The organism is Neobacillus sp. BF23-41, assembly GCF_041106275.1.
Map to the genome: position 1 here is coordinate 1 of NZ_JBGBPR010000031.1, position 25,860 is coordinate 25,860.

Sequence of the window (25,860 nt, forward strand, 5' to 3'; positions counted from 1 at the left end):
GGTTTTTGTGAAATGGACACAGAAAAACCCGAATAAGGGACTTTTTATAAAGTGTCCATTATTCGGGTTATAGTTCACGATAATATTGGCGAGTTTTTTCATTATGACTCTTTGCTATATTAATATGTTAATCCATGACCAAGTTTATAGATATTCCCATCGCTATCTTTATAAGCATAGTTAAGTCCTTCAGGCATATATTCGTCCTTGACATAACCCGGTACATCATTTCTCGACACACACTCACCATTTTCATCAACCGCAATGACCGCTTCACTCGCTGGCAATGTCAACGGTAACACACCTACTGGTGAGCTATTGCCCGCCATAACCTCATACTGTGCCTTAAAGTAGGTATCATATCCAGCGATCAATGCATCTGCCAATGGTTCAACATTTCCAAGGATCCATGGCAGAATGACATTAACACTCATGATTACTTTTCCACCACGAATATGGATACTGTCGGCCACTTCCTTTAAATGATTCATCCCACTCAATGTCGTTTCTTGATAGGATGTACCATCCAAAGCAGCTACCGTTTTATCTTCGCATATTTCAAGTTCCAATAGTCCTGGTGTCGCATTGAAATAAGCTCCAGATTTTGGACTTAAAAACAATATCGCTACATCAGCTTCTTCATAGTTATCGGTCAAAGTAAATTGACCAAGCTCTTGACATTCCTGTCTAGCTTTTTCAGTATATGAAGTTGCTCGTTCTGTCTCCTTATGGAAAACTTCCACATAAACCTTCTTACCCTCAAGCTTTTCAGCTGTTAAAGGTAATGTCTGCTTCTGATTCTTAAGCACAGTTACCGATTTTTTATGCGCTTCATAAGCAGCTTCCCAGTTTGCTGGATTTTTCACCGCTTCAGAAGCATGGTCCGGTGAAACATACGTACGGTCATCAAATAGTCCTAAAGTAAACATTTCTGTAAGCAGTCGTACATTGGCTTCATTAATCCGCTTCTCACTGATCCATCCCTTTTCGATCGCTTTTTTTAGGTTTTCAATATCATTAGTGTCAGAAATAAGATCTGTCCCCGCGTTAATCGCTTTAGCAAAACGTTCCGCCTCGCTTAAAGTTTCAACGCCCCAGCTCATTTTACTTGTGACGCCGCTGTCGCTATTTATATAACCCTTGAACCCTAGTTTTTCTCTAAGGATCGTATTTAAGAAATAATGATTAAATGTAAAACCAACCTCTTCGAAAGGAATGTCTTCTCCTTCGAATTCTTGAACCACACTTTTCTTGATACTAGGAATCGAATAATATGGCATCATGGATGAAGTCCCATGTTCTACCGCTGCACGAAACGGAGGCAGGTGGTACTTTTCTAGGCTTCCTGGAGTTGGGTACAGGTTCCATTTTCCCTCTTCATAATGTGGATCAAATCCATTTTCCCTTGGTCCACCGCCAGGAAAATGCTTCGTCGTCATAGCAATACTATGATTACCGAGGGTCTTCCCTTGAAAGCCGTCAATGACGCGGCCGATAGCATCAGAAATAAATTCTGGGTCTTCACCGAATGTACCATATATCCGTTGCCATCTCGGGTCCGTAACAGTATCCGCCATATACATATATCCTTTTCTTAATCCAACAGCATCCCACTCATCATGTGCGATTTGGGCGAATTGACTTATAAGTGAGGCATCACCGCCATTTTTCATATCTCCTTTTGCCGCTGCAGCAAGTCCTAATGTTCCAGGCCAAGTGGAAAAAATCCCAGCTGCATCATTCATACCAAAGATGAATTCAGTATTTTCGTTTCTTGAATTCGATGCGATTAAACATGGAATACCAAGACGTGACCCCTCACATACTTCATTCATGGTATTCACCCATTCTGCCATTTCGGATGGGCTCCAATTGTCTCTTAGAATAAAGTGCCGCAAATGCATGTTTTCAATCGTATGCGTGGTACCATATACTTTTGCCAAAGCAAAAATAGTTTCGCCCTTTTCAACAATTCCTTCATCTAACACGCCATCATGGCTTGTCTTACTCTTATCTTTTTGAGAAAGACCCATCTGACGAGAATTAATAAGCATCATACCGACCTTTTCATCGGTATTCATCAATGAGACTAGGTTCTCTGCACGTTCTTTCGGACTCAAGCGCCAATCCTTATAGGGATCTAATTTCCCGCTGTTATTCAGATCTTTAAATTTTAATCCATCAACTTCAATAATGTTCTTGACTCTAACTTCTAAATTCGGTTGTTTATGGTTAACTTCCATTTGAATGCCTCCTTAACTTGCTCATCCCCATCTTTCGGGAATAGTTGGGACAAGTGATAGATTCATGTTAGCAATTTGAGTTCGTTTCCACATCCATTATTGTTAACTTTTATATAAAATTGCACACTATTTTAAAATATTTTTTATAAAAAAATTGATTTAGTAATTTGAATCCAATTTATGAAATTAAAAAGATATCGTTAGAAGAGGCAATGATTTTAATTATGCTCCTTTTTTTCTAATGGTTTGCTCCCTTTATACACTGTAGCTGTCATTCCTTTTATTTCTTTAAATACTTTACAAAAATAATTATAGCTGCTAAAACCCACTTGAATACCAATATCTGTAATAGATAAATGACCCTGTTCCATAAGAAAAATTGCCTCTTCGATCCGCTTTTTATGAATATAATCAATGACACTTATATTCAATTCTTTTTTAAATTTCTTCGCAAGATATGCTCGATTAAATCCAATTTCAGCTGCTACAGATTGCACATTTATAGTTTCCTTGAAGTGGATATTTATATACATTAATGCTTTCCTTACAACTGAACTATATCCATTAACAGCAAAATTCTTAACCGCATCACAATATTCTTCAATCATACTGAAATTTATCGCATCTAAATCGGACATTGCTACCGCTGCTTCAATCTTAAGTGCGAATTTTTCCGAAATAGCATGTAAATATTGAGGTTCAACCCCTCCCTTAGCAGCAGCCAATCTATTCATAGTATTACTTGAAAAGCTAAGATTTTTTTTCGCCCGCAAAGGATTCCCTGGAACTCTATAGGAAAAATCACCTGTGAATTCAATCAAAGCTTTCATTGCATTTTCTTTATCCCCAGTTTCGATAAAATGTAAAAATTTCTTTTCTGCCTCATACCTTAGCTTAACTTCCAAACCATCTTGGCCATAATCCTGCGGCTGTACATCCGGTTGATTTTGCTCACTATGCTTTTTTGTCGTACTGAAATGGGAGTCAACTCGCGGATTCGCTAATAGATTCACTAACAAATCGCCAATTGCTATGTATGATTGTCCCAAATAGGGTAAGGATTTATAAAAATTCTCCAATGGTTTTACCCAATTATTTTCAAGATGATTTTCCCTCATCGCATTCCAGATAAAATGGTCAGTGACCCTCTCATTCAAGAAAGGCCCAACCAAAACCATTCCATGAAACAGTTCTTCCTCGTTTATAGGCATCGCCATATACGATAGTTGGAATGAATCTGTATGAATACAAAAACTGTTTTTATTTGCCTTTTCTAAAGCTTTTTTAAGATCCAAATAGATTTTCTTTCGAGCTTCTGCAAAAATTAGGGGTTCACTATCATCAGATATGTGCAGAATCGTTTGAAATTGAGGATCGACCGCTTGTACATCAATATTAAAAGCATTTTTAATTAGCCAACATTTACTTATCAGTTCATCCACTAATATCACCCTTCAGAATCCTTTAAAACTATGTAATAAAATCAGAAAGTAAGAATGTAATCCACTGAAAATCCAGCAAAATTTTAATACTATAAATTCATTGCTTGGACTAACTATCTCTCCGGAAACCACGAAACTATCTTGATTTCAGAGGATTTTCTTTTTGTTTTATTATAGAAGATTATGCGAAATTATCAAACTTGGACGATCTCTTAAGACTCTTGAGGCATGGGCAGATAAATGGTTATTGAGTAAAAAACCTCTCCATAATTTTATTATGGAGAGGTTTTTTGCTGTTGCTGAATGCTCTTGAATATTAAAAAAAACACCTTTATCATTTAACTAAGATAAAGGTGCTTAAATAACTCTATTTAGAAATACGTATTAATAATCTGTTTTTAAACAGTCGTTTTCCAGTCCGCAGCAAATTTTTCAATCCCTTGGTCTGTTAATGGATGTTTTGATAATTGCTCAATTACCTTGAATGGAATCGTTGCAATATGCGCACCTGCCATTGCTACACGTGTAACATGATCTGGATGACGAACAGATGCAGCAATGATTTGTGAATCCAAGTTTTGAATCTGGAACATCTTAGCAATTTTTGCGACTAATTCTACACCATCTTCGTTAATATCATCCAAACGGCCTAAGAATGGTGAAACATAAGTTGCACCTGCTCTTGCAGCGAGCAATGCTTGGTTTACACTAAAAATCAAGGTAACGTTGGTTTTTACACCTTTTTTCGTTAGATAACGGCAAGCCTCTAATCCATCTAACGTCATTGGAAGTTTAATGGTGATATTTTTATCGCCACCGTTAATTTTAATAAGTTCGTTTGCTTCCTCAATCATTTGATCAGCAGTTAAAGCATTAGGCGTTACCTCGGCAGATACAGACTCAACCTCAGGTACAGCATTAAGGATTTCAGCAATACGGTCTTCGAATTTTACTCCCTCTTTTGCCACTAAAGAAGGGTTGGTTGTTACTCCTGATAACACACCAATTTTATAGGCTTTTTTGATATCCTCTAGGTTTGCAGTATCGATAAAAAATTTCATAATCTTTTTCCTCCAATTTTAATAAAATAAATGCTTTTTTTAAATCCTTTCGACAGCATGTCCACCAAACTCATTTCTTAATGCTGCTACAACTTTACCTGTAAAGGTATCATCCTCTAGAGAACGATAGCGCATTATTAATGACATTGCAATGACTGGTGTTGCTGTTTTTAGATCTAAATCTTCTTCTACTATCTATTTTCCTTCACCTGAGAAATGCATAATCCCTTTAATTTCTTCTTAATTTGGATATTTCGAAAAAGCATTTTCAGTCAATTCCATCAGTCAGGAACGAATAATCGAGGGGTTTTTCTTATTTAGCCAAATGTAAAATCTGTATAACATCAGCTTCATGTAACTTCACAAAATTGCCTAGTGGTCCTCTTTCTGTTCCCTTTTTAGCCATTTCCTCCAAGTGCTCTTCACCAATACCAGCTTCTTTCAATGTTACCGGCATACCGATGGAGCTAAAGAATTGTTCTATTTTCTTGATTCCTGCTAAAGCGGTTTTTTCTAAATTGTTTAAGTCAATTTCCACATCCCAGACTCGATTAGCAAATTGAACAAATCTATTTACATCATGTTTATACACATGCTTCATCCAGGCTGGGAATACAATCGCCAAACCTGCTCCATGTGCAATATCATAAATGCCGCTGATCTCATGTTCAATATCGTGGCTTCCCCAATCACCAACTCTTCCTGTCCCTAACAAATCATTATGTGCAATTGTGCCTGACCACATAATCTCAGCTCTTGCATCGTAATTGGTTGGGTCCTCGATGACTGTATGTGCATTATTTATAATGGCACGTAATGCCCCTTCACACAATCGATCTGTTAACTCTACATTCTTTTCATTGGTGAAATATCTTTCCAAAATATGCGCCATCATATCTGTGATCCCGCATGCTGTTTGATAAGATGGTAAGGTGTATGTAAGAACAGGATTTAGAATGGAAAACTTAGGACGCATGGTCGAATGACCTGTCGATCGCTTATACCATCCATCTTCGTTCGTAATGACCGTGCCCGAGCTAGATTCACTTCCCGCTGCAGGTATGGTTAACACAACTCCGATTGGCAGACAGTCTTGAACTGTAGATTTCCCTTCAAAGAAATCCCATACATCCCCATCATATTTCGCCCCAGCAGCGATCGCTTTGGCCGAATCAATTACACTTCCTCCACCTACAGCAAGAATAAAGTCAATGTTATGTTCCGTACAAAGGGCAACTCCTTCTCTAACAAGGCTGACTCGAGGGTTCGGCTTTACACCGCCCAATTCAAATATTTCTATGCCCTGTTCAAGCAATGACTGCAGAATCCTATCATATAGTCCGTTAGTCTTGATACTTCCTCCGCCATAATGCAAGAGAAGTTTTTTCCCATAAACAACGGCCTCTTGACCTACCAATTGCTCCTGATCTTTACCAAATATTAACTTTGTACTATTTTGAAAAACAAAATCTATCATGGTAATCCCTCCCACACAATATAGTAAACTTTTAAGAGATTAAAAACAATCGATTTCATTCCTATTCTTATGGAAAGTTCCTCACACTTAGTGACTGTTCTAATGGTTTCAGACACTTTTTTGTTTCTGACAAAAAATCGTCTGTCGTCCCTCATGTTCATTTTCCTCATAAAAAAGAACTTTCCAATCACTAAACTCAGCCAATAATTCTCCAGGTTGCAGTTTATATTGATCGGATACTCCCTGACTCTCTTTTTTTGGAGACTTATAAAAGGTTTCCATAAAGAAATATCCATTGTCTTTAACGATTGATTTAACCAGCGGAAATAGTGATCGATCAAGATAATACGTGATGACAATCAAACTAAAAGAACTATTATTCAAATTAAGGTGGGTCATATCCGTCAGATCGCACAAACAAGGAAAAATAGCAAACTTTTGCTTTCCTGCTATTTCCGCGAGATAGTTGACAGCTACATCTGATATATCAATCGCTTGTACTTGAAAATTTAATCGTGCCAGAAACAGACTGTTTCCACCAAGCCCACATGCAAGATCGAGCGCAGACCCGCCGGTAAAATAAGGTGACAGGATTGCTAATCTCTCATTCGGCATTGGTGCTTCCAATTGATTTATACGTTCTTTATATTTGCTATTCCATTTATTTTTCGGATCCATTTGGAACTCCTTAACTGTGACTGGATAATAATTCGAGTTAGTATTGATCAATAAGTCAAAAGTGGATGGTCAAATTTTTTGTTAATTGGATGGTTATTTTCTATATCATAAACCTTAATATAAGAATCATCCATTGAAACATTAATGAAAAGTCTAAAATTTTGGCAAAAAAATTATTTATTATTAAATAATTCAGTTTCTTTTGATTATTAATCTTAGTGAGGATGAAACATATGAAGTTTGGTATGACTCTTATTATTATCGTTTTAGTAGCTGCCCTGATTGGTACACTTGCGCTAACAGGAAAACCTGATGAGGACTATAAAGGTTCAACAAAACAAAACACAGTACGGTTGACGGCTATTTATGTGATTGTCATCTTAGGTGCAATCGGAGGATTGGCTTGGTATATTACGATGAACTAAACATTTATGAGTATCCCCATAGCTGAAGCTAGGGGTTTTTCGCTGCTTTTTGATTACTTTTCCTATAATAGTGATTAATAAATCTATGCGATTTGCACATATTAACTAAAAAAAGGTGTGATTGCCGATGGATTTTCCCACTATTAAAACGAATTTTTGGGATGCAATATTTGCGATTCCAATCATTATACTGTTAACTCAACTAATTAAGGTTTTTTTCAAAATACCGAAATGGTTTGTACCGACGATTGCACTTATTTTTGGGCTGGGAATCTCAATTTTTATTAGTCACAAGCACAACACCCTTGGGGGAATATTTATGGGTTGGTTTTATGGATATGCAGCGATCGGAACATACGCTTCATTAAAAACAAATATTATTGCTTTCAGGAATAAACAAAGGAAATAGTATAAATCGCTTATCTCTCCCTTAAAAAAGCACTTTAGTCTTCTTTCACTTCAATTATTATCTTTCTCCATATCTCATGACATCTTTAGGACTTAATGAAACAAGCACATTAATACTAAAAAAGTCCACTATAAAGTATAATAATGTATGTAAATTAGACATCTAAAGAAGGAGCATCTTTCATGGGTTTTATTGTTTATTTTGTTCTAATTATGATCATTCCACTATTAGTGCAAATGTACTTGAGAAATACCTATTCTAAATTTTTAAAAGTAGGAGCTTCCTCGGGTTTAACTGGAGCCCAGGCGGCTAGAAGAATCTTGGATCAAAATGGTTTGTATGATGTGTCGGTCGAACAAGTGTCTGGTCATTTATCCGATCACTATGATCCAAAAAGTAGAAGTGTTAGACTTTCCTCCACTAATTACAATGGTACTTCGATTGCATCGATTTCCGTTGCGATTCACGAGGTGGGTCACTGTTTACAGCAAAGGGACCGATATGTACCGTTACGCGTGAGACATGCATTAGTGCCTGTGGCTAATATCGGCTCTAATTTTTCGTTTATCTTAATTTTAATAGGGTTACTTCTTTCTTCAGCCAACCTTTTATTATTAGGAATCATAGCAATGGCTGCGGCCGTGTTATTTCAGGTTGTTACATTACCGGTGGAATTCAATGCTAGTTCAAGAGCACTGAATGTAATGATTGGTTCTGGTTTGATTAGAAATGAAGAAGAGTATCGGGCGAAGAAAGTACTAAATGCTGCGGCATTAACATATGTGGCTGCGACTGTAGTAGCTGTTGCTGAATTACTTCGTTTTGTTCTAATGTTTACAGGAATGCGGAATGATGAGGACTAATAAGATAATTGATGTTGTTGATAGTCCTTGAAAATTTTATCAAGCTTATAGTATCGCTTGTCCTATCTCTTGCATACTATATATTAAGACGAAAGGAAGCACCTTTCGTCACCTTTGATTGACTATTTTTAGTCAGTCTTTTTTTTAGGTCTACCACCCCAAAACAATAAATGATTTTTTTCTAAGCCTAATAAAAGTTAGTTTACATAATATTATTACAGTAATATTTAATTGAATAATTCTAACCAACACAATTTTCATCTATATATACCCATCTGATCATATTACCTATTACATTTTAAAATGTATAAGCGTTGCTTTTATAGGTTTTTTATTCAATATGTTATACTGTGCAGTATACCTGCGTAACAAAGCAAGATTGCATTGTAGGAGTGTGTTATATGAATTTCAAGGTTGTCATCCTAGATATTGACGGAACGATCGTCCCGCATGGAAAAACGCTAAGTCCTGCCACAAAGGATGCGATTCAGCGGTTACGAGAGAAAAAAATAAACGTGGTTATAGCCACGGGGAGAGCTCCCTATTTTTCAGAGTCCATCCTTTCGGAAACTGGGGTCGACTCGATGGTCTTTTTTAATGGATCGTATGCCTATCATGAAGGAAAAGAAATATACAAGAATGCGATTGAAAAACATGTTTTAGAGAGAGTACATCTTTTGTCCAATGATTATAAACATCCACTGACTTTTTTGGGAGGTACGAGCTTTAAAACTACCGATCTAAGCCATCCATTCGTCGTGGAAGCGTACCAACATGATCCGTGGAAGCCCGAACTTGCCCCGCCTCAATTTTGGACCGAACAGGATATTTATCAAATGTTCCTTCATTGCGACGTGGAGGAAGAAGCTTCTTATCAAACAAAGATTCCGGAATTAGATTTCAGAAGATGGAGTTCAGGAGCAAGAACCTGTGACGTGAATTTGTCCAATTCCAATAAAGCAGTTGGTTTGACTAAATTGTTGGAAAGGTTCGGCATTGCACCTGATGAAGCTGTTGCCTTTGGAGATGGTTTAAATGATATGGAAATGCTGTCATTGGTCGGAATGGGAGTAGCCATGGGAAATGCCCGCGATGAATTGAAACAAGTAGCCGATATGGTCACACTCTCCGCTGAAGAAGACGGAGTTCGCTACGGATTAAAGCGCCTCGGTTTAATTTAATCGTCGCGCCCTTTTCTTTTCAAATGTAGGTCTTAAAAAAAATCCATATGGCTAGTAGGGAACAAGGAGTGAAATAATGAATTTAACTTATGAAATTATCCCTGATGAAAAAATGGAGTATTGTAGAGATTTATGTAATGAACTCATGGCCTATCAAAAATCAAAAGCATACATAACACCGGAATTGTTTGACAGCATGAGTTTTGACACACGAATGATTCCTTCTATAAAAAGCGCCTTACACAATTACATTGTGGTAGTGAAAGATGATGAAAAAATCGTCGGTTATGTCTATTCCAATATTTCTCCCAAAGAGGCTTATTCAAATGACTTTGCCACTTTTTTTGACCTTTCTTCTGTTTATAGAAATAATGTTGGATGTTTATCGCAATTTTATATTAAAGATGAGTACCGACAATTAGGAGTTGGTTCTAAACTTTTCAATATGTCTATGGAATGGTTGAAACATTTTGATGATATCGAAGATTATTTTATCTTTGTCTCAAATGGCAATGCTGACGCCTTAGAATTCTATAAACGTAAAGGATTTTCTGTTAGTCATGAAATTTTGGATGGTTTTATAACCGTTTTACGAAGAAGAAAAAATAATAAAAGCTTGTAGAATCTGTCCATTTGGACTTTTTTCTACAAGCTTTTATTATGTAGTGATTTATCATTTAGAGCGTGAGGATTTTTCATTGTGTATCCTACCAAGCAATGATCATATTAGGTTAGGTCTAGTTGTCTATTTGCTTTAGAGGCTAGGTTTAGTACCGATGATCACCGTGGCGTCCAATTCATCATTTCTGGCTACTTTAGGGATAAGCCCCATACTAGAAAAAATTTCAAGGGTTTGGTATGCTTGCTGTTCGCTCGTTTCTAACAAAAGGTGCCCTCCCGGAGCTAACCAGAGAGGTGCCTCTTTCGCTACCATACGCTGTAGGTCAAGTCCGTCCTTCCCTCCGTCAAGGGCCAGTTTTGGTTCATACAGGCGAGCCTCCCGGGGAAGCAGCTTGATCGCCTCGGTAGGTACGTAAGGAGCATTAGCAACTACGATGTTCACACGGCCTTGAAGGGAGTGGGGTAGGGCTGTATACAAGTCCCCTTGAAAAACGTGGCCACCAAAAGCTGTTATGTTACCGCCAGCACAGCTTACTGCAGCGGGGTCGAGGTCAACAGAGTACAAGGCTACCCGTCCTAAAGTTGCTGCAAGAGCTGCACCTACAGCTCCTGACCCGCAACACATATCAACAACGATATCCCCTAAACAAGCTAGGGTTTCTGCCTGACGGACAAGAAACTCTGTTCGTTTGCGAGGCACGAAGACCTCAGAGTCTATCTTTATCCTCAGACCACAGAACTCTGTGTACCCAATGACGTGTTCAAGAGGTATCCCCTCTGTTCGCATTTCGACCATTTTCATAAGGTCATCCAAAGTCGGTGCTTCAGATATAAGTAGCTGTGCCTCTTCTTCTGCAAAAACACTACCAGAAGTCCGAAGCTTATGGATGATAATTTCTTCAGTTTGGTCATTCATATAAAATTTAATTTGCTTTACTATTAATACCACCCAATCTTTCCTTATAAGTTGGCTTTTATTTATTCTTTAAATTCGCAATCATCTGGAAAATCTGTCCTCTATGATGTGATTCGTGTTAAACGAGATGGTAGATAACCCAATCAGGTGTTACATCGTATTGATTAAGAATCCTCGGTTTACATTTTTCTCCTCTCTTTTAATTCATATATTCTCTGTGAAAGTTAATGTTCCTTCTTAAACTAACGAACCAAAGCTTAAGTACAAACTTTCACAACTATTAATAAAAAATGACCATCAAATTAACTTACAATTTGATGGTCATTTTACATTACATTTTTAATGTTTTGCGAGAGTTAACTTAACCTGTTATGGATTTACACCTCTTTTTTCACCTATGCTGCTCCCAAATATCTACCTTCTTATTACAAATTAACACCTTTCATGCCAGCTTCATGGTAACGTTCTCCAGCTGCAACACCCCGAGGAGCAACTTCGTTTATACGTGCTAAGTCAGTTTCTGTTAATGATACATCAAGTGCACCAACATTTTCCTCTAAGTATTGGACTCTCTTCGTGCCTGGGATTGGAACAATGTCATTTCCTTGAGCTAGCAGCCAGGCAAGGGCAAGTTGGGAAGGCTGGCTGTCTTTTTCCCGTGCTATTTCGTTAATTTTATTGACCAGTTCCAAATTTTTCTGGAAGTTTTCTCCTTGGAATCGAGGAGAAAAGCGGCGGTAATCATCGGCTGCTAAGTCTTCAAACTTCTGAATCTGCCCTGTTAGAAATCCTCTTCCTAATGGACTGTAAGGGACAAAACCGATTCCCAGTTCCCGGCAAGTGGGCAGAATATCATCTTCGACGTCACGGCTCCAAAGGGAATACTCGGTCTGAATAGCGGTAATCGGATGAATAGTAAAAGCACGTCTAATAGTTTGGGCGGCTGCTTCTGACATACCTAGAAAGCGCACTTTCCCTTCCCTAACTAAATCCGACATTGCGCCGATTGTTTCTTCAATTGGTGTGTTTGGGTCGACTCGATGCTGGTAGTATAGATCGATATGATCCACACCTAAGCGGCGAAGGCTAGCTTCACAGGCTTCTTTGACATATTCAGGGCGGCCATTTATTCCCAGAAATGCTCCATCTTCAGATCTTACATTTCCAAATTTAGTGGCAACAACCACTTGATTCCGACGACCTTTAATTGCCCGTCCGAGTAGTTCTTCATTTTTACCTACTCCATACATATCAGCTGTGTCGAGAAGCGTAATCCCCATTTCAATGGCACAATGGATTGTTTTAATAGACTCGTCGTCATCTCTCCCACTGTAAAAATCCGACATCCCCATACAACCTAGTCCAAGCGCCGATACTTCCAGCCCAGTTTTACCTAATATTCTTTTTTGCATTCCAACACACCTTCCTTCATGTCGTTCCGTATTAAGAACATTATAATACGCCAATTACATTGAGTAAATGAGATAAAAATACTAGTGAATATCGAAAAGAGGCTCTATTTTACCTATACCCGATAAACTAACTTTCTTCGGTAAGATAAACCGGCTCTTTCTTACTCTATCCCGATAAATTATCTAACTTCGGAAAGATAAAGCACCTCTTTCTTACCCTAACCCAATAAATTATCTGACATCAGTAAGATAGAGCGATTCTAAAAGCTTATGCAAAGATAGGAACCTTTAATCCCAGAGAAAAAAGACTAACTGCGAATAGTTAGTCCCTGACCGAAAAAACTACAATATTCCTTTTAACGATTCCATCACTTGATCAATCTCATCTTTCGTCGTAAACCGGCCTAAGCTAAAGCGGATCGCACCCATCCCCACCTCTTCAGGAACATCCATCTCTTTTAATACCGGTGATAATTCAATGCTGCCGGCATGACAGGCTGATCCAGTTGAAGCCGCTAAATATGGGATGGCTGACAACAAGTCTTGACCGATTTTTCTTACAAAACTTACATTTAAAGTATTGGGCAGACGTTCCTCAGGGTGTCCATTCAATACTACCTGGTCTCCAAACGCATCCTGTAATTGCTGCCAAAAATAGTCGGTCAAATCTTTTATGCCACGAGTTCCTACCTCTTGTTTAGCAATTTCACAAGCCATTCCTAATCCCACTGCTAGTAAAGTATTTTCCGTGCCGGCACGCAGTCCAAACTCATGCCCCGCCCCGTGTATAAGTGGTTCCAGTTGGATTCCCTCTCGTATAAAGAGCGTTCCAATTCCTTTCGAAGCATAGAGTTTATGGCCAGCAATCGTGAGCATATCTACCTTCAAATCATCCACATGGACCGGGACTTTTCCAACCGATTGAGAAGCATCCGTATGAAAAGCTATCCCATGCTCTTTAGCTATATCCCCGATCGCTTGGATTGGTTGTAAGGTACCTGTTTCATTATTGGAATGCATAATCGAAATCAAGATCGTTTCCTTGGTAATCGCCTTTTCTATTTCTTCTAGTGTAACTTTCCCAGTCCGATCCACGTCTACATATGTGACCTTTGCCCCTATTTGTTCGAGGAATTTGCATGGATTCATGATCGCAGGATGTTCAATTTTAGAAGTAATGATATGGTTGCCTTTATGCCGATTTTTAAAATAAAAACCTTTTAATGCAAGGTTATTGGCTTCGCTGCCGCCACTTGTGAAAATAATTTCTCTAGGGGAACATCCAATTAACTCAGCAACTTGTTTTCGGGCATTATGTAATAATTCTTTTACAGGTCTCCCCGCCCAATGTAAGGCGGATGGATTCCCATAAAAATTATCTAGCAACGGTTTCATGGCCTCTACTACTTCAGGAGCCATAGGTGTGCTGGCATTGTAATCAAGATAAATTTTTTCCATCGATTGATTCCTTCCCTTCCACTTCTGAACCGATGATTAAACCATGACCTTTGCACTGTTTTTAATAAATTCTAAGAACAAATTATTCATCTCAGCGTTTGTACTTGCCATGGATTCAGGATGCCACTGAACACCCACCGTAAATGTGGTTGGATGGGTATATTCTACTGCTTCAACGATTCCATCGGATGATTGTGCAACGATCCGAAGATCCTTGGCTACCTCACCGATTGCTTGATGGTGAAGACTATTGACTCGGACTCGATTAGATCCTACTATTTCAAACAATCTACTATTTTTGGAGATGGTCACCCAATGGGTATCTTGACTCCTATCAATCTTCTGAGAGTGTTGGATTGGTTCAATGACTTGACTCGGGATATCCTGAATTAAGGTTCCTCCCAATGCGACATTCAAAATTTGCACACCTCTGCAAATCGCAAGAAGGGGAATATCGTTCTCAAGCGCATATTTAACAATCGCGATCTCTGCCAAGTCCCGCTCTGGTGTAGTTGGACCTAAGTGGTGATGTGGATCCTGATTAAAAAGTTTAGGATCCACGTCCTCTCCCCCGCTTAGGATAATTCCATCACATAAACCAAGCGTTTCTAAAGAAATTTCGGGGTTAATATATGGAAGGATAATAGGGATCCCTCCGTTAGCGACAACACTTTTATGGTAATCATGGTGCACATAAACACCTTCCATATAGTCGTTATGTTTAACATAGGCACCCGTTATGCCGATAATTGGTTTTCTGTTCATCTTTCTTCCCCCTATGACTTTGACACTAATATTGATATCTTAACACAATTATTTTTCAATACAGCACTGAAAAAATTTACATAATCTTAAAATGAACTTCATATATTAATCTGTATTGCAAATATACAATAATATTAACATGATCAAAGGATGGAGATACTATGGAGCATGTTCTTTACAATGGAAAGAAATATATTATCCTTTATACGTACGATTCTGGATACTGCGAGATTAAAGAAATAGAAAGTGTTCATAATGTACAATTGGTTCATTTATCAGAATTAATAAATCTAACTTAAAAGATAAAGCTGGAAAAGGAAAAACTCCTTTACCAGCTTTTTTAATGCGTGGCTGTGTTAAACTAGGCTGTTGATTTCCGCTCCAGGCGCTTCGCTTTCCTCGGGTACTAACCGCCTCCTCGGCGCTAAGCGCCTGCGGGGTCTCCCCGGACCCGTCCTCCCGCAGGAGTCTTCGCGCCTTCCACTCCAATCAACTTGGCCATAAAATCAACAATGACCATTAAAACAGCTAATTGATTAAATAATTTAAATATTTCACTAAAATTTATTTCGAAATCCGAAAAAGATGTTAAAATCTATTTATTAAATTGAAATAGATTGGAGGGGATTGGATGAATAAGAATAAGAAACTATGGCTTATTTATGGGATGTTATTTTTTGCCACGGCTATATGGGGAAGTGCGTTTCTTGCTGGTAAAGTCGCCGTAAAAGACTTTGAACCAGCAACCGTTGCTTTTTTACGTTTTTTGGGGGCTGCTATTCTATTGTTTCCGCTTATGTGGCTGATGGAAAAAAATCGAAAGAAGCCCACTCTCAAAGATTATGGATTATTTGCCGTTCTTGGATTAACAGGCATTGCAATATATAATATTTGTTTTTTTATGGCTACCAAACATGCACCGGTTATTAAGAGTTCCTTATTTATTGCCTCAAACCCAGTACTGATTGTCCTTTTATCAGGATTATTTTTAAAAGAAACAATCACCAAAAACCATATGATTGGAATGGTGATTGCCCTAACTGGGGTTACCTTCATTATTACCGATGGTCACCTACTCTCACTGTTCCAATACGGTTTTGAGACGATTGACTTTGTTTTACTAGGTGCAGTAATAAGCTGGGCATTGTACAGTGTGGTTGGTAAAGTCGTTTTAAAAAAATACAGTGCGGTGGAATCCACCACTTATGCGGTTGCATTTGGTACCATATTATTATTTCCGTTTGCATACCTGGAAACATCCTGGCACGATGTACAAACCGCTAGTGTTTCAACCTGGATCGCCATTTCACATATGAGCATTTTTGTAACGGTTGTTTCATTTATCATGTACTATTACGGCATAAAAGAGGTTGGTGCTGCGAAGGCTTCTATCTTTATTAATGTGATGCCGTTATCAGCTGTCTTGATGGCTACCTTCTTTTTAGGTGAGACCTTTACAATTGCTCAAGGGATAGGTGCCGCCTTTGTTTTAACCGGGGTATATATTGGAACCAACACGAAACTTTTTAGAAGAAAATTACAATCAGCATGACTTAAAGGTCAAAACGGCAGTGATTTAGCAATCACCGCCGTTTTCTTTTGATTTTTATTAGTTTCTCACCTTAAAAATGATGAAACAATGGAAGCGACGATATGCCGAGAATCCCATTGTCCTTCGGAAAAAGAAATGATTGGGTATTTTTTCGGGAAAAGCATTTGAGTAATTTCATCAATCGAGCGACCTTGCTTGTGGAGATTTCCTACTTCACCGGAAAGATTCTCAAGATAATCTAATTTTTGCTTCATCATGCTTTTTCCATCCTTAATATAACCAGCATGACAGCAAAACAGGGCTTGAAAGTCAAAGCTGAGCAGCCTGCGAATCGAATCGATAATAACCGGAATGGATTCGCTGTCCATAATGACCTTCGTTTTCGGTGTTACGAATAAATCACCTGAAAATAATCGGCCAGATTCTTCATGAAAAAAAGAGACATGGTCATCGGCATGTCCTGGCGTATAGATGACTTTCCATTCTTGACTACGAGATTGAATCACGTCCTCAAGCGGCAAGGGTTGAAACGGCGTCCGCATTCCCCAGGTAAGCTTGCGGTACTTAGGATAGGGATAAGGCTCATTACAGATACTAATACCTTTTGGATGTAAATAGATTGGAATTTTTTTTTGCTTCTGAATCCATGGGGCTAAACCAGAATGGTCTTCATGACTATGTGTCAATGTTACTATCTCAAAGTTAAGATTCTTATAAATAGGGATAAGCTCTGTTTCAAGACACTGGGGCCCTGAATCAATTAGCATTCCGTCTACCAAAAAAGAATAAACCGTTCCTAATTTGAGTCCCGACTGTTGAACATTTCCTTCTATACATAATACGTCCTCATTCGTTAATACGTTTAACATAATCTATAATGCACACCTTTCTTTTTTGAATTTTCAAAATACTTTATTTAACTGTATCGAAAAATGAATGAATAATCAATCATGTTTACCTGATAAAATTTATTCCTAATTATCAAAAAGATAAATGCATATTTCTCTACTTTTTTTCAAATTATATGAAAAAAAGGTGGTTATATAAATGAGTAATTGGCATCTCATTTTGTCTGGTATTGCATTGTTAGTATTGATTGGCGGTTTAATTTTTACATTAGGAACTGGAAGAATGGTCAGTACTAGATCAAGTGAATTTGATACGCAAATCAATGAAAAAACTCAAAGACATCCTTATTTACTGAATCCTGTGTTTCTTGTTTGGATTATCGCCATTGCAGCTATCATTATTTATATCATCTATCTTGGCTTTAATTACTATTGATAAAAAAACGCAGCGAAAGGACCCCCTATTATCCGGGGTACCATTCGTTGCGTTATGTTTTATTCTGCCGGAGCATGTTCCACGGCGATTTGGTATGCAGCCAATATCGCTTCACTTTCAGAGGGGTTATTAATACCCACTAAGTCTTGGTTACCTTCCTCACCCTCAATCTTCATTACGATGGTTTCATCCTCTGCATTTAGTAGAGCATAGGATTCATCCTTCATATCAAACAAGGCTTCAACAGCAAATTCTTTAAGATTCCCGTGGTCATCTTCAATCGTTATATAATCACGTGCTTCATCATGCTTCATCGTCCCTCACCTCAACAAAAGTACTCAGAAATAATGTTCCCTTACCCACAAAAAAGTTCAGTGGAAAAATATTGTTAATACCATTTGAAATTGGGAAAAGTAATATCGGCATTATTGATTGGGTGGTGTGTGATTGACGATTAGTTTTGTGCGTTAAAGGTAAAGTTATAGTGGTTGTTTGTGCGTTTACCAAGAACATTGGTACAACAAATAGTGGGTTTCAATATTGAAGTGATTAATGAGGGCTGATAATAAGGCTTGGGTCTCTTCAATTTCTCTGTAATAATAGGAATCATAAGAGAGGTTACCGAAAAAACAACCAGGTCTTGTTGGTAAAATATTATAGGTAAAGAAACTAAATACATATCAAGTCCCATGTTCTAACTCCTTTTTCTAATTTATTAGCTGTAAACATATAGTAATACATCCACTATTATCCTATCATAAATAAACTCCATCACCGCCTACTTCATATGAACAAATATTGATTTTTTCGACATTTTTCTATATAAACTGCTATTTTTTCTTGATAAAATAAAAATCAAATGAAGAAGGGTTTGTCCTTCAGAAAGAGGTTTCGTGTGGCACATAACCCGGTCGATTCAAAACCAGATTGGTTGAAGAGTTACATAGATTCACCAGAAAAGAAGGAAAAGTTATATCGACGGACATTACTGATCGTTGTCATGTCACAGATTTTCGGTGGGGCTGGACTTGCTGCTGGAATTACGGTTGGCGCACTTCTTGCCCAAGATATGTTAGGGACGGATAGCTATGCAGGGATCCCAGCAGCATTGTTAACATTGGGTTCTGCTGGAGCAGCGTTGCTTATCGGTCGAGTCTCACAACGTTTCGGCCGCCGAATAGGACTTGCGGGAGGATTCTTGACTGGTGGGATCGGTGCGATTGGAGTGATCGTTTCGGCCATCACAAGTAATATCTTTCTTCTTTTCGCCTCGCTTCTGGTCTATGGTGCAGGCTCAGCTTCAAACTTACAAGCCCGCTATGCCGGAACCGACTTAGCAAAACCCACACAGCGAGCGACATCCATCAGTATTGCCATGGTATCAACCACATTCGGCGCTGTGGCGGGACCGAATTTGGTCGATGTAATGGGCCGATTTGCCACGTCAATCGGTGTCCCTTCTCTTGCCGGTCCGTTCATACTTGGCGCGACTGCCTTTATCCTTGCGGGGTTAGTCCTATTAGCTTTCCTGCGCCCAGATCCTCTGATGGTTGCAGAAGCGATTGCAGTTGAACAGCAAATGCATAGAAGTAATCCCTTAGAGAAGCAATCTAGTAATCTAGCTATCAATAAACGAGGAATCGTGGTTGCTGCGACCATTATGGTTTTAACTCAAATTGTCATGACATCCATCATGACAATGACACCCGTATACATGAAACATCATGGGCATGGTCTAAGAGAAGTCGGAATGGTAATCGGCTTCCATATAGGTGCCATGTACCTTCCCTCACTAGTAACAGGTATTCTCGTAGATAAGATAGGCCGAACTACAATGGCCATCGCTTCCGGTGCCACGCTCCTTGCAGCTGGTATTCTTGCTGGCAGTGCACCTGCTGATTCCATGCTGGTTCTTATCATTGCACTCGTTTTGCTCGGGCTTGGCTGGAACTTTGGGTTAATTAGCGGCACGGCACTGATTGTCGATTCAACATCCCCCTCTAACCGGGCCAAAACACAGGGAACAGTAGACGTTTTAATTGCTTTAGCTGGGGCATCCGGGGGAGCGCTTTCCGGGATGGTGGTTGCACAAACGAGTTATGCTGGACTATCATTTGCTGGAGGGATCCTTTCCTTACTGCTGATCCCAGTCGTGATCTGGTCTCGTAGTAATCAGAGAATGACTGAATAAAGCTAGAGTTTTTGACAAAAAGTATAGGGAAAAAGGAAACCTGTCTCTGGTTCGCCAGTGGCCATCCTTTTCCCTTTTTGATTTCTTTTAATAAAAAAAGCAAAATTTTTACGATTTCACAATTAAATTTATTTTCGGAATTTTATAAGTATGTTATAGTCATATAAAAGAAAAATGGAGTGATAAAAATGAAACTGCAAGTCCAACGCGCTTATAATTTTAATGCAGGCCCTTCCGCGTTACCTATTTCCGTCTTAGAAAAAGCTCAAGAAGAACTGATTGATTTTCGAGGTACAGGGATGTCAGTCATGGAGCTTAGCCATCGAAGCAAAGCATATGAAGAAGTACATAATCAAGCGATTTACAACTTGAAGGAACTGCTTTCTATTCCTGATACCCATGAAGTACTCTTCTTGCAAGGCGGAGCGAGTCTTCAGTTTTCAATGATTCCGATGAATTTTTTACAATCTGGAAAAAAAGCCGGATATGTAATGACAGGCTCTTGGTCAGAGAAAGCATTCACGGAGGCAAAACTATTTGGTGATGTTTATCATGCGGCTTCCACGAAAGAAGGCAACTACCGCAGCATCCCAACGCTTGATCAAATACAGTACGATCCATCGGATGCTTATTTACATCTAACTTCCAACAATACCATTTATGGTACCCAATGGAAGCACTTCCCTGACACTGGCGATGTTCCGTTAATCGCAGACATGTCGAGTGATATTCTGTCTAAGCCGATTGATGTCAGCAAGTTTGCGTTAATTTATGCTGGTGCCCAGAAAAACCTTGGTCCTTCAGGCGTAACGGTTGTGATTATTCGCAAGGATTTGCTTGAACAAGCAAACACAAATATCCCAACAATGTTAAAATACAGTACACATTCTAAAAATAATTCATTGTATAACACACCGCCAACCTTCGGCATTTATATGCTGGGCGAGGTCTTAAACTGGGCTCGTGAGTTAGGTGGCTTATCTGCGATTGCTGAGCTTAATGATAAAAAAGCGAGTCTGATTTACGAAACAATTGATACAAGTAATGGTTTTTACATTGGCCATGCTGAACCGGACAGTCGTTCTCTCATGAACCTTACTTTTAACTTAGCATCCAAAGACCTAGAAAAGAAATTCCTCGAGCAAGCGAAACAAGAAGGCTTTGTTGGCGTAAACGGTCATCGCTCGATCGGCGGATGCCGTGTATCAGCTTATAATGCTGTTCCAATTGAGGCATGTAAGGCATTCAAGGAGTTTATGATTCAATTCCAAGCAGAAAATAGCTAATGAAAAAATCACCCTCTTTATTTTTTAGAGGGTGATTTTTTCAGTTCATCGGGCTTTATAAACTGCTCTTACTTACCATGGTCGTGATTTTTCCAGTCAAACGGGCTTTATAAACCGCTCTTACTTACCTTGGTCGTGATTTTTCCAGTCAAACAGGCTTTATAAACCTCTCTTACTTACCTTGGTTGTGATTTTTCCAGTCAAACAGGCTTTATAAACGAACACTAAATGCGAATAGCCACTTGCTTTTTAAAGCAATCTACCGCTTTCTCTGAATCAACCGGATATCCCAGCTCATTCATCGTTTCTCCGATCAAAACGACCGCATCTTCGAGCATTTGTTCCGTCGTATTCCCCATATGTCCAATCCGGAAAGCCTTTCCTGCCAAATGGGCTAGTGATCCAGCTACAATCACTCCTTTTTTTGCAAGTGAAGAACGGAAAGCAGCATCGTCCATTCCATCAGGATAAAGAATACAACTAAGTGTGGCGGCAGCGACTTCTTCCATTGCTAACGCCTTCATCCCGTATACGGCAAGGGCCGATCTAACCGCTTTTCCAAATGCGGAGTGGCGCTGGTATCTTCGTTTCATCCCCTCTTCCAATACCAATCTCATCCCTTCGTCATATGCATAGATAAGATTGACTGGAGGTGTGGCGAAGTACTTTCCTGGATCGTTCATAATCGGAATCCAATTATAGATATCACAATAATAAGCAGGAACACGTTCCATTTTGGTACGTGCAGCTAAAGCAGTTTGGTTAAAGGCAACGATGGCTAGACCAGGCGGCACGCCAATTGCTTTTTGTGAACCTGTTAAAATGACATCGATTTTCCCATCAGACCCATGATATTGCCTACTCATATCTTCTTCCATTGCGGCAGTCGCACAAACACCATCGAGAATGACGAGTGCTCCATGTTTTTTAATAATCGGCACAAGTACGTCTAAATTGGCAGCTACTCCTGTCGACGTATCTGCATGGGTAATTGTAACCGCCTTAAAATTGCCACTCACTAATTTCGCTTCGACATCACTTGGAGATACCTGAGTACCCCATTCTGCCTGGAGTACTTCTACTTCAATGTCAAATGCCTTTCCTAATTTAATGAAACGATCTCCGAAATAACCGTGACTGATCACTAAAAGTTTTTCCCCAGCGGCAACTGTATTGACAAGAGCCATTTCCATAGCTACAGTTCCAGAGCCGGAAATAACAAACACTTCACCATCTGTTTTCAGCATTTCCCTTGTTTTCTGGATCGCATTTTTGTAGATAGCGACAAATCTCGAGTCTGTGTGTCCCCTAGTTTCCTGTGCAATAGCATCATAAATTGAATCCACTACCGGCGTTGGCCCGGGTATTAGCAGCATCTCTTGATTACGCATTTTCCCATCCCCCTAATTATCAACCTGTTTCTCCATAAATATATTTCTATACTCAACTATTTAAACCTTTATCTCAATTTTGACTAGTTGGTGAATATTCTCAAAAAGGACACAACTATTAATCGAGGGCACTAAACTATTCTAATTCATTTTGGAATTTGCCATCGTATTATTGTATTGATTATAGAAAGGGGAGCATACGAATTCAATAAGGCTGTACAAAAACCTCCCACGAATCTGTGTAAACGAAAAAGACCAGAAAGAGATACATTGTCTCTTCTGGTCCTTTTCGTTTAGATTAGTGGCCGTCAACTACTTCTTTCAATATTTCATACGAACGCTTTTGTTTTTCAGTGTCATAAATATACGATACGGCCATGAGTTCATCGACATTATAATGGTCCTGGAACTTAGTCAACTGTTGGCGGACTGTTTCCTTGCTCCCTATCAACGTCACACTTTGCTTCGATGCCGCCATTTCTTTTTCCATCGAGTTCCAAAGCTCATCCAGGTTTTCAACAGGCGGTTGTAACGGATTTTGTGTACCACGAACAACATTTAGGAAAAACTGCTGCATGGTTGTCGATAAAAATTGTGCCTCCTCATCCGTTTCGGCCGCAATAACATTTAAACAAACCATCATATATGGTTTATCCAAATATTCAGAAGGCTGGAAACGACTCCGATAGATTGAGATTGCTTCTTCCATATATCTTGGTGCAAAGTGGGACGCAAATACATAAGGAAGACCCAAACTTGCCGCCAAATACGCTGAATCAGTGGAAGAACCGAGTATATAAATCGGAATATTCGTGTCAACGCCAGGATAGGCTTTCACATAGCTTTGCTGATCTGCTGGGCCAAAATACGTAAGTAATGCTTGGACATCATTTGGGAAAGTATAAACTGGATCATTTTTCGATCGTCTTAGGGCACTTGCCGTCATCATATCTGTTCCAGGTGCACGGCCCAGACCGAGGTCCACACGATTTGGGTAAATCGTGGCCATAGTACCGAATTGTTCAGCCACTACTAGCGGTGAGTGATTCGGCAGCATGATCCCACCTGATCCAACATGAATGGTACTCGTATGTTCTAATACATGTTTTATTAATATGGATGTAGCTGAACTGACAAGTGTAGCTGTATTATGATGTTCTGCGATCCAATAGCGTTGATAGCCCATTTTCTCGACTGCTTGGGCAAGGTCGACCATTGACTCGATCGCTTGGCTTGGGTTTTGTCCCTTCCGGATCGGAGCTAAATTCAAAACAGATATAGGTATATTAATTGTTGCCATATTTATAATTCCTTTCCTTAGAGAGATTACTACTATAGTAACAATAGGAAGGCATAAATCAAAAATATATGCTTAGCAGGGAAAGGGTGTCAGGCACCATGTGAATTCTTCACATGGTGCCTGACACCCTTTTCTTTCCGAAACTTTTTTATAGTAATAATAATAAGTGACATTTATGTACTTAAGTACAAGAACAAGCAGCTTTATTTTAATAACTCTCTCAGCTCATCAGTCATTTTTTCCACTAATTCAGGTCTGCCATGAAACTGAGCTGGAGTATTTTGAAACAATTGAATACGCCAGTTCCCGTCTCCTTTTACAACAACAAGCGTATGATGTGTGTTCACGTTAGGGTTAATGTCTGATTGTTTTGGTGGCACCATTCCTGCAATTGCCCGCAAAATAGCGATCTCTGAACTTAGAAAACGTACATCCTTCACTTTACTTACAAACCGTGCCGTTGGATGGTGTTCAAAAATTGGCTGTAGGTGTGAAAATATTTCTTGTCTGCCAATGGATTGACTTCCATCAAATCCGATACTCTCGCCATCATCCGTAAATAACTTTGCCATCCCCTCTGCACTGCGTTCATTCCACGCATCCAAAAGTTTCTTATAAACTGCTTGTACTCCTTTAGAATCAGAATTCATCATAATTTAATAACTCCTCTCAAGGCTTTGATATTATCGTAAAACAATCCATTCCTTCTTTTCAACTTTGAGGTCAGGTTCTCACAAATAAAAAAAGACCTTCTCCCACTCCATTAAAAGATGTAGGTGAAGGTCCATTATTTAATTAAGAGCAAACTGAGCAAATTTTTCCGAAAATGACGCTTCTTGTTGTATTTGCATTTCTTGTTGTACTTTAATTTCAGTTTTTCTACTCACTTCAAATGTTTTTAATCTCTGTGTTGTGATGTTTTTATCCATAAGGGCTTCGGTTAAGATCGGCGCTAGCACATGCGCGTCCTTCATCCCACAATTAATGCCGATTGCACCTGTAGGAGTCATTGTGTGCGCTGCATCTCCGATGATGATTAATCCGTCCTTTACCCACGTTTCAGAACGGGAGCTTTGCACCTTTAAGGGAACAAAGTTCTTCCAGGTACTTAGATGCTGTAAGACCAACTCTTTCAATTCCGGAAAGCTTTCAATCAATGGTTCAAGAAATGGCTGTAATGATTGTTTTCTTAACGAAGGAAAGGATCCTTCTTCAATATTCCAGCCAATTTGGATGAATCCTCCCGTCTGCGTGAACAAGGCAAGCTGATGTCCATTGACATGCACCATTCTTGTTGTTGGCTCCCATCCTGCAGGAGCGGGAATTTTGGCCCACAATACGTCATATCCATGCAACAACTCGACCGTTGGTATCTTTGCAAGCTTTCTGACAGTTGAAAAGCGGCCATCCGCACCAACGACAACGGAACTCGAAATCATTATTTCATGACCGTCCTTTATTCCTTTCACACCAGTATAGACTCCCTGCTCATCCTGCATTAATTCGGTTACTGTTGTGTTAAAAAGAAGACGGTAGTTTTTATATTGTTCTGATTCTTGGTTGATTGCACTCAGTAAATTAGCTTGAGGAACATGAATTCCTACGTGATCCTCATCGGTTGAAGGGATAATTGTTTGGACGATATGTTTGCCAGCAAAGAATTCAACTTTTTTCATTTTAAGTATGCCTAGCTCTTCTATCTTTTCAAACAATTGATGTGCTTTTAAAATGGCTTCTGTTTCAGAATTTATATGTTCACCTCTAAATTTCCGATTAACTCCAGTAGAACGTTCTATTAAAATAGTTGATACACCGTTTTTAGCCAATAAAAACCCTAGTAATGTCCCTGCTGGTCCGCCACCCACAATACAAACATCTGCCTGCAGCTTCAATTTATTCACCTTC

Annotated in this window: 25 protein-coding genes and 1 pseudogene; 10 read left to right on the top strand and 16 right to left on the bottom strand. The window is 39.1% G+C overall.

Annotation, left to right across the window (positions count from 1 at the left end; translation table 11 throughout):
- Positions 1–119: 119 nt before the first annotated feature.
- The 6 genes and pseudogenes from AB7942_RS26375 to AB7942_RS26400 all read right to left on the bottom strand — a co-directional run bounded on the left by AB7942_RS26375 (position 120) and on the right by AB7942_RS26400 (position 6,901).
- Complete coding sequence (locus AB7942_RS26375) at positions 120–2,243, bottom strand: glycoside hydrolase family 3 protein (RefSeq protein WP_369449158.1); 2,124 nt, start codon at positions 2,241–2,243, stop codon at positions 120–122.
- Between the two features lie 218 nt (positions 2,244–2,461).
- Positions 2,462–3,685 carry an AraC family transcriptional regulator gene (locus tag AB7942_RS26380; RefSeq protein ID WP_369449159.1) on the bottom strand — a complete coding sequence of 408 codons (1,224 nt, stop codon included), beginning with the start codon at positions 3,683–3,685 and terminating at the stop codon, positions 2,462–2,464.
- Between the two features lie 398 nt (positions 3,686–4,083).
- Positions 4,084–4,746 (bottom strand): fructose-6-phosphate aldolase, encoded by a 663-nt coding sequence (gene fsa / locus AB7942_RS26385; protein WP_369449160.1) that lies wholly within the window; start codon positions 4,744–4,746, stop codon positions 4,084–4,086.
- A 39-nt stretch (positions 4,747–4,785) separates the two neighbouring features.
- Positions 4,786–5,055 (bottom strand): annotated as a pseudogene (locus AB7942_RS26390) (phosphogluconate dehydrogenase (NAD(+)-dependent, decarboxylating)); the annotation flags it as partial.
- A gap of 4 nt (positions 5,056–5,059) precedes the next feature.
- The gene (locus tag AB7942_RS26395) at positions 5,060–6,223 is read right to left on the bottom strand and encodes an iron-containing alcohol dehydrogenase (protein ID WP_369449161.1); all 1,164 of its coding nucleotides are present in this window, start codon (positions 6,221–6,223) and stop codon (positions 5,060–5,062) included.
- 108 nt (positions 6,224–6,331) lie between these two features.
- Entirely contained in the window at positions 6,332–6,901 is a 570-nt protein-coding gene (locus AB7942_RS26400) for a class I SAM-dependent methyltransferase (protein ID WP_369449162.1), read from the bottom strand.
- Positions 6,902–7,134: 233 nt separating this feature from the next.
- On the opposite strand from AB7942_RS26400, the gene AB7942_RS26405 reads away from it, so the two are divergent.
- The 5 genes from AB7942_RS26405 (at position 7,135) to AB7942_RS26425 (ending at position 10,401) form a co-directional block, all read left to right on the top strand.
- Positions 7,135–7,326 (top strand): hypothetical protein, encoded by a 192-nt coding sequence (locus AB7942_RS26405; protein ID WP_369449163.1) that lies wholly within the window; start codon positions 7,135–7,137, stop codon positions 7,324–7,326.
- 127 nt (positions 7,327–7,453) lie between these two features.
- Complete coding sequence (locus AB7942_RS26410; protein ID WP_088088321.1) at positions 7,454–7,735, top strand: hypothetical protein; 282 nt, start codon at positions 7,454–7,456, stop codon at positions 7,733–7,735.
- Positions 7,736–7,917: 182 nt separating this feature from the next.
- The gene (locus AB7942_RS26415; RefSeq protein ID WP_369449164.1) at positions 7,918–8,598 is read left to right on the top strand and encodes a zinc metallopeptidase; all 681 of its coding nucleotides are present in this window, start codon (positions 7,918–7,920) and stop codon (positions 8,596–8,598) included.
- A 401-nt stretch (positions 8,599–8,999) separates the two neighbouring features.
- Entirely contained in the window at positions 9,000–9,779 is a 780-nt protein-coding gene (locus AB7942_RS26420; RefSeq protein WP_369449165.1) for a Cof-type HAD-IIB family hydrolase, read from the top strand.
- Positions 9,780–9,855: 76 nt separating this feature from the next.
- Positions 9,856–10,401 (top strand): GNAT family N-acetyltransferase, encoded by a 546-nt coding sequence (locus AB7942_RS26425; RefSeq protein WP_369449166.1) that lies wholly within the window; start codon positions 9,856–9,858, stop codon positions 10,399–10,401.
- A 132-nt stretch (positions 10,402–10,533) separates the two neighbouring features.
- On the opposite strand, the gene AB7942_RS26430 is transcribed toward AB7942_RS26425, so the two are convergent.
- The 4 genes from AB7942_RS26430 to AB7942_RS26445 form a co-directional block, all read right to left on the bottom strand.
- Entirely contained in the window at positions 10,534–11,316 is a 783-nt protein-coding gene (locus AB7942_RS26430; RefSeq protein ID WP_369449190.1) for a putative protein N(5)-glutamine methyltransferase, read from the bottom strand.
- A gap of 425 nt (positions 11,317–11,741) precedes the next feature.
- Positions 11,742–12,728, bottom strand: a complete 987-nt coding sequence (locus tag AB7942_RS26435; protein ID WP_369449167.1) for an aldo/keto reductase — start codon at positions 12,726–12,728, stop codon at positions 11,742–11,744.
- Between the two features lie 342 nt (positions 12,729–13,070).
- On the bottom strand, positions 13,071–14,186 hold the full coding sequence (locus AB7942_RS26440) for a cysteine desulfurase family protein (RefSeq protein ID WP_369449168.1): 1,116 nt from the start codon (positions 14,184–14,186) through the stop codon (positions 13,071–13,073).
- A gap of 36 nt (positions 14,187–14,222) precedes the next feature.
- Positions 14,223–14,951: a gamma-glutamyl-gamma-aminobutyrate hydrolase family protein gene (locus AB7942_RS26445; protein WP_088088437.1), complete on the bottom strand. Its 729-nt coding sequence runs from the start codon at positions 14,949–14,951 to the stop codon at positions 14,223–14,225.
- A gap of 161 nt (positions 14,952–15,112) precedes the next feature.
- Here AB7942_RS26445 and AB7942_RS26450 point away from each other — a divergent pair, with 161 nt between their 5' ends.
- Positions 15,113–15,250: a hypothetical protein gene (locus AB7942_RS26450; protein WP_369449169.1), complete on the top strand. Its 138-nt coding sequence runs from the start codon at positions 15,113–15,115 to the stop codon at positions 15,248–15,250.
- A 332-nt stretch (positions 15,251–15,582) separates the two neighbouring features.
- Positions 15,583–16,503 (top strand): DMT family transporter, encoded by a 921-nt coding sequence (locus AB7942_RS26455; protein ID WP_369449170.1) that lies wholly within the window; start codon positions 15,583–15,585, stop codon positions 16,501–16,503.
- Positions 16,504–16,568: 65 nt separating this feature from the next.
- On the opposite strand, the gene AB7942_RS26460 is transcribed toward AB7942_RS26455, so the two are convergent.
- Positions 16,569–17,372, bottom strand: coding sequence for an MBL fold metallo-hydrolase (locus tag AB7942_RS26460; protein ID WP_369449171.1), 804 nt, complete (start codon positions 17,370–17,372; stop codon positions 16,569–16,571).
- Positions 17,373–17,550: 178 nt separating this feature from the next.
- Here AB7942_RS26460 and AB7942_RS26465 point away from each other — a divergent pair, with 178 nt between their 5' ends.
- Positions 17,551–17,787, top strand: coding sequence for a hypothetical protein (locus tag AB7942_RS26465; protein ID WP_088088439.1), 237 nt, complete (start codon positions 17,551–17,553; stop codon positions 17,785–17,787).
- A gap of 59 nt (positions 17,788–17,846) precedes the next feature.
- On the opposite strand, the gene AB7942_RS26470 is transcribed toward AB7942_RS26465, so the two are convergent.
- Complete coding sequence (locus tag AB7942_RS26470) at positions 17,847–18,101, bottom strand: DUF1292 domain-containing protein (RefSeq protein ID WP_369449172.1); 255 nt, start codon at positions 18,099–18,101, stop codon at positions 17,847–17,849.
- Positions 18,102–18,682: 581 nt separating this feature from the next.
- Between AB7942_RS26470 and AB7942_RS26475 the strand changes: the two genes are divergently transcribed.
- Positions 18,683–19,978, top strand: coding sequence for an MFS transporter (locus AB7942_RS26475; RefSeq protein ID WP_369449173.1), 1,296 nt, complete (start codon positions 18,683–18,685; stop codon positions 19,976–19,978).
- Between the two features lie 188 nt (positions 19,979–20,166).
- A complete protein-coding gene (gene serC, locus AB7942_RS26480; protein ID WP_369449174.1) occupies positions 20,167–21,264 on the top strand; it encodes a 3-phosphoserine/phosphohydroxythreonine transaminase in 1,098 nt (365 codons plus the stop codon).
- 224 nt (positions 21,265–21,488) lie between these two features.
- Here the strand turns inward: serC and AB7942_RS26485 are convergent, their stop codons facing one another.
- From AB7942_RS26485 to AB7942_RS26500, 4 genes are all read right to left on the bottom strand, one after another.
- The gene (locus tag AB7942_RS26485; RefSeq protein ID WP_369449175.1) at positions 21,489–22,655 is read right to left on the bottom strand and encodes a pyridoxal-phosphate-dependent aminotransferase family protein; all 1,167 of its coding nucleotides are present in this window, start codon (positions 22,653–22,655) and stop codon (positions 21,489–21,491) included.
- Positions 22,656–22,953: 298 nt separating this feature from the next.
- Positions 22,954–23,955, bottom strand: coding sequence for an LLM class flavin-dependent oxidoreductase (locus tag AB7942_RS26490; protein WP_369449176.1), 1,002 nt, complete (start codon positions 23,953–23,955; stop codon positions 22,954–22,956).
- Between the two features lie 203 nt (positions 23,956–24,158).
- Positions 24,159–24,608 (bottom strand): SgcJ/EcaC family oxidoreductase, encoded by a 450-nt coding sequence (locus AB7942_RS26495; RefSeq protein WP_369449177.1) that lies wholly within the window; start codon positions 24,606–24,608, stop codon positions 24,159–24,161.
- 138 nt (positions 24,609–24,746) lie between these two features.
- The gene (locus tag AB7942_RS26500) at positions 24,747–25,856 is read right to left on the bottom strand and encodes an FAD-dependent monooxygenase (RefSeq protein ID WP_483310924.1); all 1,110 of its coding nucleotides are present in this window, start codon (positions 25,854–25,856) and stop codon (positions 24,747–24,749) included.
- Positions 25,857–25,860: the final 4 nt, after the last annotated feature.